21 protein-coding genes are annotated in these 19,693 nt (G+C 62.4%); 9 read left to right on the top strand and 12 right to left on the bottom strand.

Going from position 1 to position 19,693, the window contains the following annotated elements:
• Positions 1-53: 53 nt before the first annotated feature.
• The 3 genes from cysS to thrS all read right to left on the bottom strand — a co-directional run bounded on the left by cysS (position 54) and on the right by thrS (position 4,069).
• On the bottom strand, positions 54-1,439 hold the full coding sequence (gene cysS, locus A11A3_RS00165) for a cysteine--tRNA ligase (protein ID WP_008927225.1): 1,386 nt from the start codon (positions 1,437-1,439) through the stop codon (positions 54-56).
• A gap of 179 nt (positions 1,440-1,618) precedes the next feature.
• Positions 1,619-2,050 carry a phosphoribosyl-AMP cyclohydrolase gene (gene hisI / locus A11A3_RS00160; protein ID WP_008927224.1) on the bottom strand — a complete coding sequence of 144 codons (432 nt, stop codon included), beginning with the start codon at positions 2,048-2,050 and terminating at the stop codon, positions 1,619-1,621.
• Positions 2,051-2,155: 105 nt separating this feature from the next.
• Positions 2,156-4,069, bottom strand: coding sequence for a threonine--tRNA ligase (gene thrS / locus A11A3_RS00155; protein ID WP_008927223.1), 1,914 nt, complete (start codon positions 4,067-4,069; stop codon positions 2,156-2,158).
• A 197-nt stretch (positions 4,070-4,266) separates the two neighbouring features.
• On the opposite strand from thrS, the gene A11A3_RS00150 reads away from it, so the two are divergent.
• Both A11A3_RS00150 and A11A3_RS00145 read left to right on the top strand, forming a co-directional pair.
• Positions 4,267-5,838, top strand: coding sequence for an HD-GYP domain-containing protein (locus A11A3_RS00150; protein ID WP_008927222.1), 1,572 nt, complete (start codon positions 4,267-4,269; stop codon positions 5,836-5,838).
• A gap of 17 nt (positions 5,839-5,855) precedes the next feature.
• Entirely contained in the window at positions 5,856-6,686 is an 831-nt protein-coding gene (locus A11A3_RS00145) for a M23 family metallopeptidase (protein WP_008927221.1), read from the top strand.
• A 20-nt stretch (positions 6,687-6,706) separates the two neighbouring features.
• On the opposite strand, the gene A11A3_RS00140 is transcribed toward A11A3_RS00145, so the two are convergent.
• Entirely contained in the window at positions 6,707-7,930 is a 1,224-nt protein-coding gene (locus A11A3_RS00140; protein ID WP_008927220.1) for a GGDEF domain-containing protein, read from the bottom strand.
• Between the two features lie 98 nt (positions 7,931-8,028).
• Complete coding sequence (locus A11A3_RS18120) at positions 8,029-8,301, bottom strand: Arc family DNA-binding protein (RefSeq protein WP_040296527.1); 273 nt, start codon at positions 8,299-8,301, stop codon at positions 8,029-8,031.
• 309 nt (positions 8,302-8,610) lie between these two features.
• Here A11A3_RS18120 and A11A3_RS00130 point away from each other — a divergent pair, with 309 nt between their 5' ends.
• Positions 8,611-9,558, top strand: a complete 948-nt coding sequence (locus A11A3_RS00130; RefSeq protein WP_008927218.1) for a LysR family transcriptional regulator — start codon at positions 8,611-8,613, stop codon at positions 9,556-9,558.
• A gap of 1 nt (position 9,559) precedes the next feature.
• On the opposite strand, the gene A11A3_RS00125 is transcribed toward A11A3_RS00130, so the two are convergent.
• The gene (locus A11A3_RS00125) at positions 9,560-10,471 is read right to left on the bottom strand and encodes a 6-pyruvoyl trahydropterin synthase family protein (RefSeq protein ID WP_008927217.1); all 912 of its coding nucleotides are present in this window, start codon (positions 10,469-10,471) and stop codon (positions 9,560-9,562) included.
• Between the two features lie 188 nt (positions 10,472-10,659).
• Here A11A3_RS00125 and A11A3_RS00120 point away from each other — a divergent pair, with 188 nt between their 5' ends.
• The 4 genes from A11A3_RS00120 to A11A3_RS00105 are packed head-to-tail and all read left to right on the top strand — an operon-like array spanning position 10,660 to position 12,603.
• Entirely contained in the window at positions 10,660-10,998 is a 339-nt protein-coding gene (locus A11A3_RS00120) for a histidine triad nucleotide-binding protein (protein WP_008927216.1), read from the top strand.
• 2 nt (positions 10,999-11,000) lie between these two features.
• Positions 11,001-11,360: a DMT family protein gene (locus A11A3_RS00115; protein WP_157375180.1), complete on the top strand. Its 360-nt coding sequence runs from the start codon at positions 11,001-11,003 to the stop codon at positions 11,358-11,360.
• A 49-nt stretch (positions 11,361-11,409) separates the two neighbouring features.
• A complete protein-coding gene (locus A11A3_RS00110) occupies positions 11,410-12,006 on the top strand; it encodes a GNAT family N-acetyltransferase (protein ID WP_008927214.1) in 597 nt (198 codons plus the stop codon).
• A 6-nt stretch (positions 12,007-12,012) separates the two neighbouring features.
• A complete protein-coding gene (locus A11A3_RS00105) occupies positions 12,013-12,603 on the top strand; it encodes an acyl carrier protein phosphodiesterase (RefSeq protein WP_040296562.1) in 591 nt (196 codons plus the stop codon).
• A gap of 30 nt (positions 12,604-12,633) precedes the next feature.
• Here the strand turns inward: A11A3_RS00105 and A11A3_RS00100 are convergent, their stop codons facing one another.
• Positions 12,634-13,467: an SDR family oxidoreductase gene (locus A11A3_RS00100; RefSeq protein ID WP_008927212.1), complete on the bottom strand. Its 834-nt coding sequence runs from the start codon at positions 13,465-13,467 to the stop codon at positions 12,634-12,636.
• Positions 13,468-13,540: 73 nt separating this feature from the next.
• A complete protein-coding gene (locus A11A3_RS00095) occupies positions 13,541-14,413 on the bottom strand; it encodes an alpha/beta fold hydrolase (RefSeq protein ID WP_237738796.1) in 873 nt (290 codons plus the stop codon).
• Between the two features lie 15 nt (positions 14,414-14,428).
• Here A11A3_RS00095 and A11A3_RS00090 point away from each other — a divergent pair, with 15 nt between their 5' ends.
• Positions 14,429-14,833 (top strand): 3D domain-containing protein, encoded by a 405-nt coding sequence (locus A11A3_RS00090; protein ID WP_008927210.1) that lies wholly within the window; start codon positions 14,429-14,431, stop codon positions 14,831-14,833.
• Positions 14,834-14,840: 7 nt separating this feature from the next.
• On the opposite strand, the gene A11A3_RS00085 is transcribed toward A11A3_RS00090, so the two are convergent.
• The 3 genes from A11A3_RS00085 to A11A3_RS00075 are packed head-to-tail and all read right to left on the bottom strand — an operon-like array spanning position 14,841 to position 17,966.
• Positions 14,841-15,599: an SDR family oxidoreductase gene (locus A11A3_RS00085; protein ID WP_008927209.1), complete on the bottom strand. Its 759-nt coding sequence runs from the start codon at positions 15,597-15,599 to the stop codon at positions 14,841-14,843.
• Entirely contained in the window at positions 15,599-16,528 is a 930-nt protein-coding gene (locus A11A3_RS00080) for an alpha/beta hydrolase (protein WP_008927208.1), read from the bottom strand. Before A11A3_RS00080 ends, A11A3_RS00085 begins: the two co-directional genes overlap by 1 nt.
• Positions 16,512-17,966 (bottom strand): flavin-containing monooxygenase, encoded by a 1,455-nt coding sequence (locus tag A11A3_RS00075; RefSeq protein ID WP_008927207.1) that lies wholly within the window; start codon positions 17,964-17,966, stop codon positions 16,512-16,514. The genes A11A3_RS00080 and A11A3_RS00075 overlap by 17 nt, the downstream gene beginning before the upstream one ends.
• A 108-nt stretch (positions 17,967-18,074) precedes the next feature.
• Between A11A3_RS00075 and A11A3_RS00070 the strand changes: the two genes are divergently transcribed.
• Positions 18,075-19,082 (top strand): AraC family transcriptional regulator, encoded by a 1,008-nt coding sequence (locus A11A3_RS00070; protein ID WP_008927206.1) that lies wholly within the window; start codon positions 18,075-18,077, stop codon positions 19,080-19,082.
• On the opposite strand, the gene A11A3_RS00065 is transcribed toward A11A3_RS00070, so the two are convergent.
• The gene (locus tag A11A3_RS00065) at positions 19,083-19,550 is read right to left on the bottom strand and encodes an LEA/WHy family protein (protein WP_008927205.1); all 468 of its coding nucleotides are present in this window, start codon (positions 19,548-19,550) and stop codon (positions 19,083-19,085) included.
• Positions 19,551-19,693: the final 143 nt, after the last annotated feature.

Genomic DNA, 19,693 nt, shown 5'->3' with positions numbered 1-19,693 from the left:
CGGTGTTGAGTGGTGCTCTGCAGCAGGTCGTTGCCTGGATGCGCCCCGGACTGTCAGCCCCGGCTCCAGCGCGTTCCCTCTCGGGTGTCTTCCAGCTGGATGCCGGCATCGGTGAGTTGCTGACGGATCTCGTCGGCGCGGGCGAAATTCTTGTCTTTTTTCGCCTGGGTGCGTTCGGCTACCAGGGCGTCGATGTCGTCGTTAGCGAGGCCGTCTTCACTGGCATTCTTGTTCTGGAACCAGGCGGTGGGATCCTCGGTAAGCAGGCCCAGCAGGTCGGCGGCGGCCAGCAGCTCGGCCTTGCGCTTCGGTTTGTCCGCCAGTTCCGCCTTGTTGAGCTCGCCGGCGATGGCATGCAAGGCGCTTACGGCTTCCGAGGTATTCAAATCATCCTTCAGTGCGTCCAGTACCGGATGGTTATCGGGCAGCAGGTAACCGGCTTCCGGCTCCACGGTTTCGCCACGGCCGAGCAGGGCGTAGTAAAGGGTATCCAGGCCTTTCTCCGCATTCTCCAGGACATCGGCGGAGAAATTCAGCGGGGAGCGGTAATGGCTGGAAAGCAGGGCGAAGCGCAGCACCTCGCCGTGGTACTGGGTAAGCAGATCACGCACCAGGCGGAAGTTGCCCAGTGACTTGGACATTTTCTCACCGTCGATGTTGATGTAGCCGTTGTGCATCCAGTAACGCACGTAGTCGGTGCCATGGGCGCAACAGCCCTGGGCAATCTCATTTTCATGGTGCGGGAAAATCAGATCCTGGCCGCCGCCGTGGATGTCGATCACGTCACCCAGGTGCTTGTGAATCATGGCCGAGCACTCGATGTGCCAGCCGGGGCGGCCACGTCCCCAGGGTGATGCCCAGCCGGGCTGGTCGTCGCTGGACGGCTTCCAGAGGATAAAGTCGCCGGGGTGGCGCTTGTAGTCGGCCACTTCCACCCGGGCGCCGGCCAGCATGTCTTCCAGCTTGCGCCCGGACAGCTTGCCGTAGTCGGGCATGGATTCCACCGCGAACAGGACCTGGCCATCGGCCTGGTAAGCGTGGCCTTTTTCCACCAGGGTTTCGATCATGGCGATCATCTCGCCGATGTGATCGGTGGCCCGGGGGATGATGTTCGGGGTTTTGGCATTCAGGTTGGCCATGTCTTCGGCAAAGGCCGCCGTGAAGCGTTCGGTGAGGGCATGGATATCCTCGCCGTTTTCCGCCGCCGCCTTGATGATCTTGTCATCAATGTCGGTGATGTTGCGGGCATAGACCACTTGCGGATAGAGCCGCTCCAGCAAACGGTAGAGCACGTCGAACACCACCACCGGGCGGGCGTTGCCGATATGGACGAAGTTGTAGACCGTGGGGCCGCATACGTAGAGGGTGATGCGGTTGGGGTCCAGCGGAATGAAGTCGTCCTTCTGTCCGGTGAGGGTGTTGTGCAGTTTCAACGTCATGAGGAACCTCTGAAAATCGGTTTTACAGAGCTTTGCTGACAAGGTTCCCTCTCCCTTGACGGGAGAGGGACAGGGAGAGGGTGAAAGGCAGTAGGGAGGTGTATTGTTTCAACGCCGTTCCCCCCTCTCCCCCAGCCCCTCTCCCGCAAGGGGAGAGGGTAGCCCATCAGGCTTCGAAATTACGTTTTATCGTAAAGCTCTTTCGGATCGATGATCGGCGTCTTATCGATGGTCACGCTGTCGGCGTCCGCTTTCCAGTAGAAGCAGTCGCGGCGACCGGTATGGCAGGCGGGGCCGGTCTGATCCACGCTCACCAGCACAGTGTCGGCGTCGCAGTCGAAGCGCAGTTCTTTCAGTTGTTGCACCTGACTAGAGGACTCGCCCTTGCGCCACAGGGTCTTGCGAGAGCGGGAGTAGTAGCACACGCGCCCGGTTCGCAGGGTCTCCTCGATGGCTTGCCGGTTCATCCAGGCCATCATCAGGACTTCGCCGCTGTCGTGTTGCTGGGCAATGGCAGGCACCAGACCGTCGGCGTTGTACTTGAGGTTGTCCAGGGCCTCTTGCAGCGAGACCTGAAAACCTTCGGCTTGTTGTTCATTCTGTTTGAACATGGTGCTTCCCGTCTGGGGTCGGACGTCGGACGTCGGACGCATAAAACCAGAAAACCCGGCCACGCGGGTTTTCGCGTCAGACGTCAGACCTCCGACGTCTGACCGTTAGATCGGCAGGCGGGTGGCGTCGGCCAGGTTGGCGACGGCCTCGTCCAGGGCCACCGTCTCGGTGGCCTGGGAGCCGAGACGACGAATGGCCACCTGCTGCTCTTCCTCTTCCTGTTTGCCGAGAACCAGGATCACCGGCACCTTGGCGCGGGAGTGTTCGCGCACCTTGTAGCCAATCTTCTCATTGCGCAGGTCCATTTCCACGGTCACGCCGGCGGCTTCCAGTTTGGCCTTCACTGTGCGGGCATAGTCATCGGCGGCGTTGGTAATGGTGGCAATCACCACCGGCACCGGCGCCAGCCACAGCGGCAGATGGCCGGCGTGGTGCTCGATGAGGATACCGATAAAGCGTTCCATGGAGCCCACGATGGCGCGGTGCAGCATGATCGGACGCTGGCGCTGGGAGTTCTCATCCACGTACTCGGCATCCAGGCGTTCGGGCATCATGGGGTCAAACTGCACGGTGCCCATCTGCCAGGCGCGGCCGATGGAATCCTTCAGATGGTATTCGATCTTGGGGCCGTAGAAGGCGCCTTCGCCGGGCAGTTCTTCCCACTGCACCCCGGCGTTACTGAGGGCCGCACGCAGTCCATTTTCGGCCTTGTCCCATGCCTCGTCCGTGCCGATGCGCTTGTCCGGGCGCAGGGCCAGTTTCACCGAGATATTCTCGAAACCGAAATCCGCATAGACCGCCATGGCCTGCTTGTGGAAGGCGGTCACTTCCGCTTCCACCTGATCTTCGGTACAGAAAATGTGGCCGTCGTCCTGGGTAAAGGCGCGCACGCGCATGATGCCGTGCAGGGCCCCTGACGGCTCATTGCGGTGGCAGCCGCCGAACTCCGCGTAACGGATCGGCAGGTCGCGGTAGCTGTGCAGGGCGGCGTTGTAGATCTGCACGTGACCGGGGCAGTTCATGGGCTTCACCGCGTAGGTCCGTTTCTCGGATTCGGTGAAGAACATGTTTTCCTGGTAGTTATCCCAGTGGCCGGAGCGCTTCCACAGGCTCACGTCCATGATCTGGGGACCTCGCACTTCCTGGTATCCGCTGTCACGGTATACCTTGCGCACGTACTGCTCCACCTTCTGCCAGATGGCCCAGCCGCGCGGGTGCCAGAACACCATGCCCGGGGCTTCTTCCTGCTGGTGGAACAGGTCCATTTCCTTGCCGAGTTTGCGGTGATCGCGTTTGGCCGCTTCCTCAAGCTGCTTGAGATAGGCGTTCAGTTCCTTCTTGTCGCGCCAGGCAGTGCCGTAGATGCGCTGCAGCTGGGCCTTGGTGGCATCGCCGCGCCAGTAGGCGCCGGCCACCTTGGTCAGCTTGAAGCCATCTCCCAGCTTGCTGGTGCTGGGCAGGTGCGGGCCCCGGCACAGATCGATGAAATCGCCCTGGCGGTAGAGGCTCACTTCCTGATCGGCGGGCAGATCACGAATGATCTCGGCCTTGAACTCTTCACCGGCGTTCAGGAAGAACGCGATGGCTTCATCGCGGTCCCAGACTTCACGGCGGATGTCCTCGTTACGGCGCACGATGTCCTGCATGCGCTTTTCGATGGTCTTGAGGTCGTCCGGGGTGAACGGCTCTGCACGATGGAAGTCGTAATAGAAGCCGTTCTCGATGGTCGGGCCAATGGTCACCTGGGTGTCGGGGAACAGTTCCTGTACGGCTTCGGCCATCACGTGGGCGGCGTCGTGGCGAATCAGTTCCAGCGCATCGTCGGTGTCGCGGGTAATGATTTCCACGGTGGCGCCATCGTCGATGGGCAGATAGACGTCAATGAGGTTGCCGTTGACCTTGGCGGCCAGGGCCTGTTTGGCGAGTTTTTTGCTGATGCGCCCGGCGATTTCCAGGGCCGACACCGGCTGTTCAAACTCCATGCTTGCCCCGTCGGGCAGTCGATAGCTCACACTCATGGGTGACAAGGGATCCAGATGATTGGCTCAGAACCGGCAGATGGTAGGCAATCGGGCCCGCCGCTTCAAGGCAAGACGTGGCTTTGGCCACGTTGGTCGTGGATTATTCGACGCACGGCACCGGGCTTTGCCTGGTTCGCCGGGCCAGCCTATGCTTGAGCGATGATAAGGAATGCCCAACGGGAGCCGGATTGCCCATGATTCCTCCACTGCCCGACTCACCGTCGCTGTCCAGTGAAGCCTTGCTGCCCCGCCTGCTGCGGGTGGCCCAGCACCTCAGTGAGCAGCGCGATGTGCCGCGCCTGCTGGAAGCCCTGCTGGACGAGGCCCTCTACCTCTGCCAGGCGCACACCGGTTGGGTATGGCTATATGCCGATTCCGCCCAGCCGCCGGGCCTGCGTTGCCTGTGTCGCCAGGGCAGTAGTGGCCCGCTGCAGGAAGATGCCGCCCTGTTTCGCCCGGTGGCGGATGGTGATGGGCCGGTGCAACGCTGCTTTGCACAGGGCAGCCCGCTGGTGGTGCAGGTCAGCGATGCCGCCCTGGCCGAGGCGGACCGGCCGTTGCTGGCGGCCCTGGCCCCGAACGCCGGCGGGCTGCGCCTGTGGCCGCTGCGCAATCACGAAGGGGCGGTCATCGGAGTGTTGCAGCTGGCCTACAGTCGCAAGATGCCGGGTACCCTGACGCGCCTGGGTGAGCACAGTGATCTGATCTTCCAGTCTCTGCTGACCTATGCGGGGATTGCGCTCAGTAACCTGAGCCAGGTGCAGGACCTCAAGGAACTGCTGGATGCCTTTATCAAGGTGCTGGCCCAGGCCATTGATGCCAAGAGCCCGCATACCAGTGCCCATTGTCAGCGGGTGCCGGTGATCACCGAAATGCTGGCCCAGGCCGTCTGCGATGATGGCGAGACCTTCGCCGATTTCAGCCTGGACGAGGATGGCTGGTACGAGCTGCATGTGGCGGCCTGGCTGCATGATTGCGGCAAGCTGGCGACGCCGGACTCGGTGCTCGACAAGTCCACCAAGCTGCATACCCTGCATGACCGTATCGAGGAGGTTTCCAGCCGGTTTGCCTCGCTGCGGGCGCGGGTGGAATTCGATTATGAGCGGGCCTGTCTGGAGAATCCGTCAGCGGAACCCGAGTATCGCCGGACACTGGAAGCCGGCATCCAGGCGATTACCGATGATCTGACCTTTCTTGAGCGCATCAACCGTGGCGGTGAAGCCATGGCCGAGGCCGACCAGCAGCGTGTACGCGACATTGCCGCCCGCCAGTGGACCGATGCCTGGGGCCGGGTCCGGCCGCTGCTCACCGAGGATGAGGTGGAAAATCTCTGTATTGCCCGGGGCACGCTGACGCCCAGGGAACGCCAGATCATCAATGGCCATATGGATGTGACCCTGGACATGCTCGAATCCCTGCCGTTTCCGGCCAAGCTTCGCCAGGTGCCGGAGTACGCCGGCGGCCACCATGAGAAAATGGATGGCAGCGGCTTTCCCCGTGGCCTGACCCGCGAGCAGATGTCGATCCCGGCCCGCATCATGGCCATTGCCGATGTGTTCGAGGCGCTGACTTCCCGGGAGCGTCCCTACAAGATGCCCCTGCGCCTGAGCGAGGCGCTGGGCATCATGCAGCGCATGCGCAACAACCAGCATCTGGACCCGGATCTCTACCGGCTGTTCATTCTGTCCGGGGTATGGCGCCAATATGGGCAGCAGTTCTTGGACCCGCAGCAGCTGGATGTGGATGATGCCAGCGCATTTCTGTGATCAGGGAGAACAAGCGTATGCCGGTGCTGCGAGGGATGCTGCCGATGGCCGTGCTATTGCTGCTGGGGAAGCCGCTGTGGGCGGCTGACTGGCTGCAGTCGCTGCAGGGAGAACGTACCCAGGGAACCTTGCTGCGAGGTCAGGTACTAGCGGGAGTGAGCGTCTGGCTGGGTGATAAGCCGGTGCGCACCACCCCGGACGGTTTCTTTGCCGTCGGCTTTGCCCGTGATGCGGATCTGCACCCGCTACTGGTGTTGCGTCGCCAGGGTGAGCAGCAGACCGTCGCGTTGACCCTGGAGCCCCGCCAGTACCCTATCCAGCGGGTCAATGGCGTCCCCGAGCGCACCGTCAAAACCCCGCCGCCGGCGGTGCTGGCCCGTATCCAGCGGGAAGTGGCCCAGGTCAAGGCCGCCCGCGATACCGACTCGTCACTGACCGCCTTCCTGACGGATTTTCGCTGGCCCCTCACCGGGCCGGTCACCGGTGTTTACGGGAGTCAGCGGGTCTACAACGGCAAGCCCGGGCGCCCGCATTATGGTGTGGATGTGGCCCGGCCCGCCGGAACCCTGGTGGTGGCGCCGGCGGATGGCACCGTGACCCTGGTACAACCGGATAATTACTACTCCGGGGGCACCCTCATCATTGATCATGGTTATGGCGTGTCGTCCACCATGATTCATCTCAGTGCCGTGCTGGTGAAGGCGGGGCAGCAGGTCAAGCAGGGGCAGCCGGTGGCGCGGGTCGGGCAGTCCGGCCGGGCCACCGGCCCGCATCTGGACTGGCGCCTCAACTGGTATCAGCAACGCCTCGACCCGCAAACCGTGGTGCCGCCCATGCCGACAGAATGACCCTGGCGCGCATGGGCGCCTCAGAGCATCAGTACCTGACCCTCATGGCTCATCTGCGCCACCCGGTTACGGCCGGCCCCCTTGGCCTGGTAGAGCGCCTCGTCGGCCATCTTGAGCAGTTCCGCGCCGTTTTCCGCCGGCCCGTCCGAGCAGGAGACGCCGACACTGATGGTCACCACCTGGCTGACGCGGGAGCCGCTATGGGGCAGGCCCAGCTGTTCGATGCGGTTGCGCATGCGCTCGGCAAACACCAGGGCATCATTGAAGCTGGAGTTGGTCAGTACGATGACGAACTCCTCGCCGCCGTAACGGGCCACGAAATCGGTCTCGTTCTGAACCATGGACAGGGGCACCGATGACACCCGTTTGAGGCATTCATCGCCGGCCGGGTGACCATAGGTGTCGTTGTACTGCTTGAAGAAATCGATATCGAACAGCAACAGGCTGATGCGCCTGGGTGCGTCCGGGGTCTTGCTGTTGAGTTGGTGATACAGGTGGTTGAGCCGGCTTTCCATGCCGCGCCGGTTGATGCAGCCGGTCAGTCCGTCGATGGTGGCCTGGCTCTCCAGCACGATATTGGCAGAATGCAGCTCATTACGGTGTTGGTAAAGCACATGCTCGGAGAGGAAATGCTGACGCAGCAGCCGCTCGTACACGTACTGGCCGAACAGGCTCATGCTGCCCAGGGCCAGGGTCAGCAGCAGCAGGGTCATGGCGGCAAAGGGTTCATGCTGGCTGATATGGGTGCAGACCCCCAGTGCGCCGATCATGATCAGGGAGCTGGACAGCGCCGCATAGAACGGCACCCGCAGGACAATGCAGATCAGCAGAATGGCCACCGGTGTCTGCAGGAAAAAGGTATAGGACAGCGGGTGTTCAATGGCCATGCCCAGGTAGTCGCCGGTAAAGGCGATACCAAAGGCCAGTAGCAGGGACGCCGGGTGTAGCCAGACATGCCAGGCCGGTTTGCGCATCAGGATCAGGGTGCCGACGATCAGCATCAGGGTCAGCAGGCGCGGTCGCCAGCTGACGGCAATCACCGCCGGGTCGATCAGGTATTCCACGCATACGGCCAGCACCAGCAGAATGGCCAGCATGACCAGGGCCAGTGGGGCGATCTTGATGACGCTGGCGCGGAAATACAGCCGGAAATCCTTTTCCAGCGGGCGTGGCAACCGAAGGTGCCAGGGCAGGCTGATGTCGCTGCCACTGGGCAGCGGATTGTGCAAATTGGTTGATGTCACGTCCTGATTGACTCCCTCCCGAAAGGCTGCCGGTTTCAGCAACCTGTAGGAGTATCATAGAACATGTAACCGGCTACGAAAATTATCTTATGAAAACGTTAATCCAGCAGGGCGAGCAGGGCCTGCTGCTTGCCGCTGGGCAGGTCACGAAAGCGCTCCAGCAGATAGCTTTCCTCATTGCCATGGGGAACGGCGCTGTCCGCGCGGGGAAACTGCTGCGGGCAGTGCTCCAGACTGTGCTGCAGCCGGGCGATGATTTCGGCGTTCATGCTGCGATGACTGGCTGTTGCCGCCTGTGCAACCGCGTCTCTCATCCCTTGTGGAAAACGAACCACGAACTTCTCGGCTCGCGTGGTTTCGCTGGTTTTCATAAAAACCTCAATGGTAAGAGCTGTTAATGCCGCCAAGCGGCGGTCTGGCGCAGAGAGACACGGGGTCTCTGCCGGGGTACGAAAGTACCTTACGCATTTTTTTGCCCTTAATCGATACTGGCAGGTTGCCACCAGGCGCCAAACAGAGACCGGGTTAGCACTTGCCAGGTAAAAAAACGTTGTACGCCAGAATCGCTGCTCAAGCCGTGATCAAGTGCTCACTCACCCTGGCGTTTTCGTGGCGAGGCCGTGTGCGTTCTCTCTGCTACAATAAAAGCGGATGATGCTTGTTTTTGAAGGATAGATTGCATGAATGTTGGCAGCGCCGACCTTAATCTGCTCAAGTCGCTGGATGCCCTGCTGCGCGAACAGAATGTCACGCGGGCGGCGGAGCAGCTGGGCATTACCCAGCCGGCCATGAGCAACGCGCTCAAGCGCCTGCGCGAATTGTTCGGTGATCCCTTGCTGATTCGTACCAGTGAAGGCATGACGTCCACGGAGCGCGCCCAGGAACTGCGCCCGCTGGTGCGCCAGATCCTGTCCCAGGCCGAGCAGCTGTTTACCCCGGAGGATGTGTTCCGGCCCGCGGAAAGTCGCCGGGTGTTTCGCATCATGACCAGTGACTATGCGGAGGGCACCCTGGTACCGCACATTGTGCGGCGTCTGCGGGCGGAGGCGCCCAATGTGGTGCTCGATTTCCTGACGCCGTCCGATGTCAGTTACCAGGATATGGAGCAGGGCCGGGTGGACATGGCGGTGAACCGCTTCAATGAAATTCCCGGTTCGTTTCACCAGGTCAGCCTGTGGAAGGACTCCTTCTCCTGCCTGCTCAATCGGGATAACCCCATTGCCGTGAATTTCGACCTGGACAGCTACCTGTCCGCCCAGCATATCTGGGTATCAAAAACCGGCTTCGGGGTGGGGTTTGGCATGAACCCGGAAAAACTGGGCGGGCTGGGCTGGATTGACCACGCTCTGGAGCAGCTGGGCAAGAGCCGCAAGATCAGCATCTTTACCCGCCACTATCAGATGCCGGCCCTGCTGGCCATGAACAACGATCTGGTTGCCACCCTGCCCAGCCGGGTGGCCCGCATGCAGGCGCAGAACCCACGGCTGGTAATCAAGTCGCCGCCGTTCGAGATTCCCGAGTTCGAACTGAAGATGGCCTGGTCATCCCTGCTGCATCACAACGTGGCTCACCGCTGGCTGCGGCGCCTGATTCAGGAAGAAGCGGAGCGCATCCTGGCCGAGGAATGAATCAGATCGAAGCCACGCCGCCGGTGAGCCAGCCGGTCTGTACCCGGCCGGGCAGGTTTTCGCCGGCCTCGGCGATGGCGCCCTTGCCGATCCCTTCAAAGGCGCGCACCCGGAAGTGCTTGCCCGGCGCTTCCACCGCCAGTTGCCCGGCAATGTGGCTGGCCAGTTGCTCCACGGTGGTGTCGCTGTCCACCAGATAACAGTGGTCTTCCGGGATCACCAGTTCGAAGTGGCCCTGGTCGGCGTCGTAGCGAAAGCGGTGGTGGGGGATTTCCTCGATGTAGTAGGTTCCTTCCAGGTCTTCCTGGGTGCCGATGTAGATGTCTTCCCAGCGGTCCGCCCACATCTTCTCCCAGTAGCGGCTGCGACGGCCGTTTTCAAAGATATGGATGCCGGAGCGGTGACCATGGGCAATGCGCTGGCAATTGCCGTCGTGCTTCTTGAGGCCATGGGAGTAGTGGTAGAAGGGCGCTGTGCCGGTGTCTTCCTCGCGCAGCACAATCTGTACTTCAGCCACATTGTCGGGCACGGCCTGTTGTACCAGCTCCATCAGGTAGAGAGTCAGGCTGGCCTTGGACACTTCCGGGCCCGGCATCAGCAACACGCTTTCCCGGGGAGAGACCATGCGGATGGTGCCGGCGCGGTAGGCCCATTCGATGCTCAGGTCATCGTCACGCTGGCTGCGGGTCAGCTGTTCGCTGTCTGCCGGCACCAGCAGGCGGTGATCCACATGGGTATCAATCAGTTTCTTGATCTGTTTCTTGATCAGGCCGAAATCAAACACCATGCCCTGATGATCCAGCTCGCCGGTCAGTTCCAGGTCCACCATCCAGGATTCACCCACCATGCCGCGCTTGGCATGCAGGTAGGAAAAGTCGACGACAGTCAGGTTTTCGACAAATAATGTGGCCATGGTGATCCGGTTGCCAGAAGGTTGATTTGTTCAGGGCGTATAATGCCATCATTGGCGGCTGGCGCTAAGAGGCCCGCCGCCTGGCGTGCATAAAATAAACACGGATAATCCGTGGTCTGTGAACCGGAACACGCCCATTCAGTGAGCGCCTGTGCAGTTTCACGCAGTACGGGCCCCAAGGAGTTTCCATGAGTGACACGCTTTTCTCCAAGATCATCGACCGGGAAATTCCCGCCGATATCATTTTCGAAGACGATCAATGCCTGGCGTTCCGGGATATCAATCCCCAGGCGCCCACCCATTTTCTGGTGATTCCCAAAAAGCCGATCGCCAAGCTGTCCGATGCCGACAGCGACGACCGTGAGCTGCTGGGTCACCTGCTGCTGGTGGCCAGCCAGGTCGCCGGGCAGGAAGGGCTGGAAGATTTCCGTCTCAACGTGAACAACGGTGCCGGGGCCAGCCAGACCGTGTTTCATCTGCACGTGCATGTGCTCGGCGGGCGCCCCTTCTCCTGGCCGCCGGGCTGAGCATGACCGTGCCGCCGATCCTGGTCACCATCGGCCTGCTGTGCGCCAGCAATGTATTCATGACCTTTGCCTGGTATGCCCACCTGAAAACCCTGGATAACCGGCCCTGGCTGGTGGCGGCGCTGATCAGCTGGGGGGTGGCCTTTTTCGAGTACCTGCTGCAGGTGCCGGCCAATCGCATCGGCTTTACCCAGTTGAGCCTGGGGCAGCTCAAGGTGCTGCAGGAGGTGATTACCCTGTCGGTATTCGTGCCGTTTTCGGTGTTCTACATGCGCGAGCCACTCAAGCTGGATTACCTGTGGGCCGGCCTGTGCCTGCTGGGTGCGGTCTACTTCATGTTTCGCGGTCGCTGGGGGCTTTAGCAGGCTGCTAGCGCTGGCGGCCCCTGATCGCTAACCACAAGGACGAACCATGTCGCGATGGATTGAGCCGGTCGCCCTGCAAGGGCAGGCCGTGATACTGGAACCGATGACCATGGAGCACGTGCCGGCGCTGGCCGAGGCGGTACGTGATGGCGAGCTCTGGCGCCTGTGGTACACCCTGGTCGCCCGCCCTGAAGGTATGGCGGACTATGTGGCCCGCGCCCTGCGTGACCGCGACGAAAACGGCGGTTGCCCCTTTGTGGTTCGTCACCGGGCCAGTGGCGCGCTGATCGGGTCCACCCGTTTCTTCCGCGTGGACGAGGACAACCGGCGCCTGGAGCTGGGCCATACCTGGTACCGGCAAAGCCATCAACGCAGTGGCATCAATACCGAATGCAAGCAGCTGCTGCTCACCCATGCCTTTGAAACCCTGCAGGCCATTGCCGTGGAGTTTCGCACCCACTGGCACAACCGCGCTTCACGGGCCGCCATTGCCCGCCTGGGTGCCAAGCAGGATGGCGTGCTACGCAACCACACACGCAGTCCGGACGGCGTCTACCGGGACACCGTGGTGTTTTCCATTATCAATCACGAGTGGCCAGCGGTGCGCGAGAATCTGCGCTTCCTGCGTGAGTACCGGGGCTGATTGGCGGTGAATTACCTGGCGCATTTGTCCCTGTCTCGCCCCACGGTGGCCTCGCGGGTAGGTAACGTACTGGGTGATTTCATGCGTGGTGTTGACGTGCAGGCGTTGCCCGAAACGGTGCAACGGGCGCTGGACAACCACCGCCTGGTGGACCGGGTGACCGACCAGCACCCGTCGGTGCGCCAGGCCCGGGCGCTGTTCAGCCCGTCCCGGCGTCGTTTTGCCGGGGTGGCCATGGATGTGCTGTTCGACCACTTTCTCTGGCAGCACTGGTCGCGCTTTCATGACCGGCCGTTGCAGCACGCCATCGGCGATTACTATCGACAGCTGCAACAGGGCCAGGCTCTGATGCCGCCGGCCATGCAAGCGGCGGTGGGGCGGATGCGCGAGCGTGATCTGTTGAATGTCTATGCCAGCCTGGAGGGCGTCAGTGAGGCCCTGGATGCCATGGCCGCCCGTATCCGCTTCACCAATTCCTTTGCCGGCATTGGCGAGGAGCTGGCGCTGCATTACGACACCCTGGAGCAGGTCTTCCTGGCGCTCTACCCGCACCTGGATAGGGAGGTAACCCGGGCCGCCATCGAGACGCCCGGGTAATGTCAGCCGCCGCTTAATTTCAACAGCCCGTTAAACCGGGTCAATGCCCAGCAGGGTCACAGTCTGGGCGTAGAGTTGCTCTGCCAGGCCGGCCCGGCGGGCCAGCGGCGAGCGCAGCGCCTTGCCCTTGGCATCGAAGTAGCCACCGGTCACCCCTGCAAACTCGTCGCTCAGTGCCAGCTTTACCGGCAAACGGGCGGCTTTTTCCGGGGTGGTCAGGGTGGGGCGAATCAGTGCCATGGCCGGGCGCGGCACATAGCGAAAGATCGGCGTGTCCACGCCGCCCGGGTGCAGGGCGTTACTGGTGATGCCGCGTTCTTCCAGTCGGCTGGCCAGGGCATCGCTGAACAGGATATTGCCCAGCTTGGACTGGCCGTAGGCATCCATCACCAGATAGGGGCGACGGCCGCGCCAGGTGCGTGAGTTGATACGGCCCAGCCAGTGGGCCACCGAGGCCACATGGACAATGCGGCCCGCCTCGCTTTTTTCCAGCAGCGGCATCAGCCGGTGGGTGAGCAGAACCGGCGCCAGGTAGTTGACGCCGAATTGCATCTCGTAACCGTCGTCGGTGAATTGCTGGCTGGTGGGCACCACGCCGGCATTGTTGATCAGCACATCCAGGTGATCCAGGCTGGCGAGAATCTTGTCGGCGCTGGCGTTGACCCGTTGCAGACTGGACAGGTCCAGCTCGAACAGGCGCACCCGGGCATTCGGGGTGCGGTTCTTGATGCGGGCCACCGCGGCCTGCCCCTTGGTCTGGTCACGGCAGGCCAGGATCACTTCGGCCCCCTGCTCGGCCAGTTGCTCGGCGGTACACAGGCCAATGCCGGAATTGCCGCCGGTAATCAGAACCCGTTTGCTCATCAAGAGGTCTCCTGAACAAGGTGTATGCGATGTGGGCAAAGAGTAGCAGGCCTGCGGCTGCAGGACAGGCCAATCAACGGGACTGGTCTGCCAGCCATTGCCGAATATCGTCGGTGACGTCCTGCCACTGGCGACTTTGCAACAGCAGGTGCGGCCCCTGGGGGTAGTAATGCCAGCTCAGGTGCTCGGCCAGGTGCTGGCGCAGATGGTCGATGCCGGCTCTGGGGACCGATTCGTCCTTGCCGCCGTAGAGTAGCAGGGTGGGCTGGCGCAGTTGCGCTGCCATATCGCTGGCACTGTCGGCCAGTTTGATCAGGCCCCAGTAGGTATCCATGCGTACCTGGCGCATGACGCGCGGGTCCTCGGCCAGGCGCAGGGCACTGTCCGGTGCCAGGGTCGGGTCTTGCGGGTCGCGTTCCACGGTCAGTGGGTAGCTCGGCCACACGGCGGCGGCACTGCCGATCAGCAGATTCCAGCCGTAGCGAAAGCGAATTCCCTCGCGCACTGCCGGTGCCGCCAGAATCAATCCGGCCACCTGCTGTGGACATTGCCGGGCGGCCAGCATGGCCACCGCCCCGCCCAGGCTTTCACCCAGCAGGAACACCGGCTGCTGGTAGTGGTCTGCAAGCTGGTGGATTTGCTGGCAGGCCTCGTCCACCAGCCGTGTTTCCCCGGCCCAGTGCCCGTGCAGTCCCCGGTCGCCGAAGCCGGCCTGATCATAGCTTTGTACCACATAGCCGGCCCGGGCCAGCGCCTGGCCGGTAAGATCAAAGGCGGCGCTGAAGTCGCCAAAGCTGTGCAGGCCCAGTATCACCCCCCGGGGTGCCGTATCCGGTTGCCAGAGTCGCACGGTGGGGGACAGGGCAGGGGGTATACTGGGCGTGTGGGCACAGCCGGTCAGCAGCATCAGCATGGCAACAACAGGGAGCAGGACGTGACGGGTCATGGCAGGAGCATAGCGGTGAGTCAGCAAGGCGGTGTGAAGGCGCGCTGCCTGCTGGTGCTGATGGGATTGTTGGTTACCGTCGGTGTGCGGGCGGAAACCGTATTGACGGTCACCGCCACCGCCTACAATTCCCTGCCCGGTCAGGGCGCGGGCACGGATCATTCGCTGGCCGCCTGGGGGGATACGCTGGAGCCGGGCATGCGGGTGATCGCCGTGTCCCGGGATCTGATTCGCCGGGGGCTGACCCATAATACACCGGTGACCATCGAGGGCCTGCCCGGCATCTGGCTGGTCAAGGACAAGATGCACCGGCGCTGGAAGAACAAGATCGATATCTACATGGGCCACGACCGCCAGGCAGCGCGGGAGTGGGGCCGACGACGGGTGAAAATCCGTTTTAGCCCATCATCGGTCCCTTGATGGCGGACTATTCCCGGCTCAGAAAGGTCATGATCAGGCGGGTGGACGCCGACGGCAACAGTTTGTCCAGCAGCTTCATCATCTTGAAGGTAAAGCCCACCGGGTTATGCACCGGCACCTTTTCATTGGCCGCTTTCCAGGCCTCGGCGGCAATGTCTTCGGCGGTCAGGTTGACGCCCATGCGGTCCACCACCGGCGCACGAAAATCCGCAGCGTCCACCATCGGCGTTTTCACGAACGGCGGCATCAGGTCCACCACCCGGATACCGAGACGTTTCCATTCGATATGCAGGGCTTCGGTGAGGCCGCGCACGGCAAACTTGCTGGCCGAGTAGCTGGCCAGGTGTGGCACACCACTGAGCGCGGAGGCGGAGCTCATGTTGATCACCGCCGGCGCGTCACTGTTTTTCAGCGCCGGCAGCGCCGCCAGGCTCATGTTGATCAGGCCGGTGACGTTGATGTCGATGATCTGCTTGTGCCGTGCCGGGCTGATGTCCTCGAAATGCCCCATGCTGAGAATACCGGCACAGTTGAACAGCACGTCCAGCCCCTGATCGCCGGCAAAGGCCTCGCAGGCCTGGCGGCAGGCATCCGCATCGGTGACATCCAGTCGGCGATGCCAGCTATTGCCCAGTTCGTCAGCCAGTTTTGCCAGGGCCACTTCATTGATATCCAGCAGCCCCAGTTGCCAGCCTTGGCGGTGAAAGTGGCGGGCGGTGGCCATGCCGATGCCGCTGGCGGCGCCGGTGATCAGAATACGTTTCATCAAGACGGTTCCCGGTGCTGGTGAATAAAGCGCGCGCAGGTCATCAGTGCCTGGTCGGCATCGGTCAGCACCCCGGCATGGAGCTGGAAATCATGCCAGCGTTGCGGGTGCACCTGCAGCCTGGCCTGGCCGCCGGCGTCATGGATTGCCTGGCACAGTCGCTGGCTGTCGTTGAGCAGAATTTCGTCGCCACCCACCTGAATCAGCACCGGCGGCAGGCCGCTCAGGTCGCCATTGATGGGCGAGCGGCTGGCGGCGCTCAGATCATCGCCGCCATAGGCGCGGGCGGCGAAGCCCAGCCAGGCCTCGCTGAGCATGATGTCCCGGTCGGTATCGAACAGTTGCGTCAGGCTCAGGTCCACCCAGGGGGAGAACACGATCACCGAGCCGGGCAGCGGCTCGCCGGCGGCCTTCAGCGCCTGCAGGGTGGCAAAGGTCAGGCCGCCACCGGCAGAGTCGCCGGCCAGGGTCAGTTGCTGCGGCTCCACGCCGCTGGCCAGCAAGTGTCGGTAGACCGCCACCGCATCCTCGATGGCCGCGGGGCAGGGGTGCTCCGGCGCCAGCCGGTAGTCCGGCACCACCACATGGGCATTGGCGTAGTGAGCCAGATGCGAGGTGATGGCCTTGTGGCTGTCCGGGCTGCCGGCCACGTAGCCGCCGCCGTGCAGATAGAGCACGGTGCCGGTGGCATTCAATGGCTGGTAGTGGCGGCAGGGCACGCCGGCCAGGGGCCGGTCGGCACTGTTGACCGAGCGGTTGCGCAGCGTGCTCTGGGCCATGATATTCAGCCAGCGTCGCTGCAGGGCGACACTGACTCGGGGGTTGGCCACCGGCTTGAACAGCAGGCGCAGGGAGCGGCGCAAGACGCCGGCCACAGCCTGCTGCATTATCGAGCGGGACTGGCTGATGCGTTCAGCGGATGAGTTCATAGTCATTCAGGTCCAGATTGCGGGTCTGCTGGCGGTAGCTGAAAGTGAAGCCCGGCCAGTTGTTGGTGTTCTTGCCGCTGTCCGTCTTGTACCAGCTGTGGCAGCCCTTGTCCCAGACGGTGTCGCGGATGTCGGCCTGTACCCGCTCATTGAAACGGGCCTGGCTGTCCTGGCGCACTTCCAGGGCCCGGACACTGTCGTCCAGCTGCGCCAGGCACTGCAACACGTAATGAACCTGGCTTTCCAGCATATAGATGATGGAATTGTGGCCCAGGTTGGTGTTGGGCCCATAGAGCATGAACAGGTTGGGGAAGCCGCGCACGGTAATGCCCAGGTAGGCCTCCGCGCCGTCTTTCCAGGCCTCGTTCAGGTCCTGGCCGTCACGACCATGGAGGGTCATGGGGGTGAGGAAGTCGGTGGCCTTGAAGCCGGTGCCGTAGATGATCACGTCCGCATCGTGGTGGACTCCGGTGCTGTCGGTGAGGCCCTGTTTGTCCACCGACTGGATGCCGTGGTTGATCACTTCCACATTGTCCCGGGCCAGCGCCGGGTAGTAGTCGTTGGACATCAGAATGCGCTTGCAGCCCATGGGGTAATCCGGAGTCAGCTTTTCACGCAACGCCGGGTCCTTGATGGACTGTTTCAGGTGACGCTTGAACAGCCATTCATAGGCGGTCATGGCCTTCTGCAAAGACGTGAAACCCAGCACCCGTGATTCATTGGCGGCATAGATGCGCAGCCGGTCCAGTGTCTGGGCTATGGGCAGCTTCTTGAGCAGCAGGTGTTCGGCCCGGGTGTAGGGGCGATCCGGTTTGGCGATCACGTGGGCGGCGGAGCGCTGGAACAGCTTGACCTTGCCGGCCACCTTGGCCACTTCTGGCACGAACTGGATGGCGCTGGCGCCGGTGCCAACCACGGCCACGGTCTTGCCGGTCAGGTCCACGTCGTGGTCCCAGCGGGCGCTATGGAAATGCGGGCCATGGAAGTCATCGATGCCCTTGAGCGGCGGGTAGGCCGGCTGGTTGAGCTGGCCGGTGGCGGTGATCAGTGCCCGGCAGGTGAGCGTCTCGCCGTTGGTCAGGGTCACTTCCCACAGGCCCTGATCATCCCGGTAGCGGGCATCGGCCACTTCCGTGTTGAAACGGATGTGGCGGTAGATGTCGTACTTGCGCGCGCAGTGTTGCTGGTAGGCGAGAATTTCCGCCTGGGGGGCAAAGCGGCGGCTCCACGGATAATGGCGCTCGAAGGAAAACGAGTATAGATGCGAGGGCACGTCGCAGGCGGCGCCCGGGTAGGTATTGTCCCGCCAGCAGCCACCCACGTCGTGGCCTTTTTCAATCAGCAGCAGATCATGTTCGCCCTGCTCCTTGAGCCGGATGGCCATGGCCAGGCCGCCAAAGCCGGCGCCGATGATCAATACGCGATGGGTCGGTGTCATGTTGAGAGTCCGGTCTGATTGCATTGAGTCTCTTACCCTTAATGTAATCACTGATAAACGTTATGTTTATGGCATACTGGGACATAAAGTTGTGGAATTCGGACAGTTATGCCCATTGCCAGCCGTCGCAGCATCACCAGTGTTCGCCTGCAGGTGCAATTCGCCCTGGAGCGGGGCCTGTCCGTGGCACAGTGTCTGGCCGGTAGCGGCCTGAGCGAGGCCATGCTCAGCGGTGTCGATTGTGAAATCAGTGCCGACCAGGAGCTGGCCGTGGTGCGCAACCTGTGTACCCTGCCAGGGGATAATGCCGAGCTCGGCCTGGCCATGGGCCAGCGGTATCACCTGAGCAGCTATGGGGTCTGGGGCTTCGCCATGCTCAGCAGCTCCACCTTCGGCCAGGCGGTGGACCTGGGGCTGCGTTATCTGGACCTGACCTTTGCCTTTGTCGCCATGTCACTGAAAACCCGCGGTGAGCAGGCGTCCCTGGTGCTTGATGACGGTGCGCTACCGGCGCAGGTGCGCCCCTATCTGCTGGCCCGGGATGCCAGTGCCATCATGGTGATTCAGCAGGAACTGTTTGCCGGCATGATGCCGCTTTCCGAGTTGTGCCTGCGAATGCCGGCCCGGGATCCGGCCCCTTTTGAAAGAATTTTCGGCTGTCAGCCGCAGTTCGGCGCCGCCGAAAACCGTGCCAGTTTCCAGGCCGGTCTGCTGGCCATGCCCTTGCCCCGTGCCAACCGGGCCACCGCCCGGCTTTGCGAGGAGCAGTGTCAGCAACTGCTGATGCAGCGGGCCCGCCGCAAGGGTGTGGCAGTACAGGTACGCCAGCGGCTGCTGGAGCAGCCCGGACGCTTTCCCGACATGGAAGAGATGGCCGCCGGCCTCAACGTCACCAGCCGCACCCTGCGGCGGCAGTTGGCCCGCGAGGGCACCGGCTACCGGGAGTTGCTGGATGAGGTGCGGCTGATGCTGGCGGAGCAGTGGCTGCTGGCCGGTGTTCTGCGGCTGGAAGAAATCAGCGAACGGCTGGGGTTTTCCGAGGTGTCCAATTTCATTCATGCCTTCCGGCGCTGGACCGGGCAGAGCCCCGCCAGCTACCGGCGCCAGCAGGCCTGATCAGGGCATGGGCAGCGAGGGCAGGGCTATTTCACCCTGTTTGTCGAAACTGAGCGGGATCGGCACCCCGGCCACCCGGGCCTTGCCTTCCAGCCGGTACTGCAGGGGCTGCCCCGGGTTTTTCTGCAGGCTTTGCAGTTTCTGCAGACTGCCCAGCAGGCTGGTGGTGATATGGGTGGTCACCAGCGCATCGCCCATGGCCGGCAGGGTGACGCTCTTGTCGGTCAGGCCGCGGGCGAACTTCTCGTCATTGAGATAGATCTCGTAATCCAGGCTCTTGAGCGTCAGTTCCCGATCATTGGGGTTGCTGGCCCGCAGGGTCAGGTCCCATTGCTGTTCAAACAGACTGATGCTGCTCAGCTGGATGCGGGAGACGGAGACCTCCGGGGACTCCAGGCCGCTGAGGGTCTGGCAGGCGCCCAGCAGCAGGGTGATACCCAGGGTGAAAGTCGGTAACAGGAATTTCATGCAGCTTTCCGTTCTGAAGGTTAGGGCCTGCTAACATTACCAAAATGCATTCAGACCTTTGGGTTGAGCCCCATAATCCGCCAACCGTCGTTATTCATCACTCATTTGGCGTCACCAAACCTCACTCTCCATGCCTTGATTGG

Source organism: Alcanivorax hongdengensis A-11-3 (assembly GCF_000300995.1).
Taxonomy (GTDB): domain Bacteria; phylum Pseudomonadota; class Gammaproteobacteria; order Pseudomonadales; family Alcanivoracaceae; genus Alcanivorax; species Alcanivorax hongdengensis.
Note: the sequence above shows the minus strand (reverse complement) of the source record. Positions and strands in the feature narration are given on the sequence as shown.